This window comes from Corallococcus llansteffanensis (assembly GCF_003612055.1).
GTDB lineage: Bacteria > Myxococcota > Myxococcia > Myxococcales > Myxococcaceae > Corallococcus > Corallococcus llansteffanensis.
This window is the reverse complement of sequence record NZ_RAWB01001049.1, coordinates 1-1,189: the sequence shown is the minus strand read 5'-3', so window position 1 is coordinate 1,189 and position 1,189 is coordinate 1. Positions and strand designations below refer to the sequence as shown.

The following is a 1,189-nucleotide window of genomic DNA, read 5'->3' as shown; positions in this document are numbered from 1 at the left end:
CCTTGCGGGCGCCAGCGGTCTTGAGGGCGGGCTCCGGCGCGGGCTCGGGCTTCTTCGCGGGCTCGGGCTTCTTCGCGGTCTTGCGGGCGGGCTCAGGTGCGGGCTCGAGCTTCGTCGCGGTCTTGCGAACGGGCTCCGGTGCGGGCTCGGGCTTCGTCGCGGGCGCGGCCTTCCGCGTGCTTCCCCGCGCGGGTGCGGACGTCGCCTCATCGGACGACGGCACGGCGACCAGCGCTGGACGCCCCTTCTTCGCGGCGGGGGCCCGTGCCTTCTTCGCCGCGGGACGCGCCAGTTCGGGCTCCTCGAACAGCTCCTCCTGGGCACCCTCCTTCGACCCTTCGTCGTCCTCGCGCTCCGAGTCCTCGTCGGCGTCCTGGGCCAGGGCAGCCAGGTCGCGCGAGTAGTCGCGGTCCCTCGCGTCCGTGGGCGGCGCGTCCTCTTCGCCTTCGAAGGCCGTGCGGCGGCTGTCCTCGTCCTCCTCGCCCGTCTCGGCCTCGGCGCCGGACAGGGCGCCCTGCAACACGGCGTTCATCGCCCGCGCGAAGGTCCGCTCCCCGAAGCTCTCCACCTCGACGGGCGGGACCAGCACCTCGAGCATGTCCTTGAGCGTGCGGTACAGCCGCATCTCCTTCTTCTCGTTCTCCCAGGTGCCGAAGACCCAGTCGTCCGGGCCCAGCACCTCCACCCAGCCGGGCAGCGGCCCTCCGCCATCCCCCTGCTCCTGCATCGCGGACTTGCGCGCGACGAACAGGTGACGGTGCGGCCCCTTCAACCCGAAGCGCCACACGCCCGCGGCGGGCAGGCCCACCAGGCTCAGCCGGCTCTTCTCCAGGACGCTGGGCGCGCCCTCGTCACCCCGCAGCGGGTACAGGCGCACCTCGCCCTGGAACTCACCGCCGTTCAGCGTGCGGTACAGGTTCGCGAGCTCCTCGGGGAACGGAACGCCGCACTCCGTTTCGGCGCGGCGAAGCTCTTCCGCCAGCACACCCTCCGAGGTCGCCTTCGCCGACTTGCGCAGTGCCTCCAACCACTCGTGCATGACCCCTCCACGACATCGACAGCCACCGGGGCTCGCACCTTATGGCGCCTGGGCCCCCGTGCGCAGTGTGCATGTCGGGTTTCGTCCACCCGACACCTCCAGCCCTCCCAGAGACATACCTGGAGAACCTGACACGGGCCCCCCCTCCTG

Annotated in this window: 1 protein-coding gene; it reads right to left on the bottom strand. The window is 71.9% G+C overall.

Annotated features, from left to right (window positions below; translation table 11 throughout):
- Positions 1-1,039: SMI1/KNR4 family protein (locus D7V93_RS47220; protein WP_504739604.1), on the bottom strand; the 1,039-nt coding region annotated here is incomplete at its 3' end.
- Between the last annotated feature and the right edge of the window lie 150 nt (positions 1,040-1,189).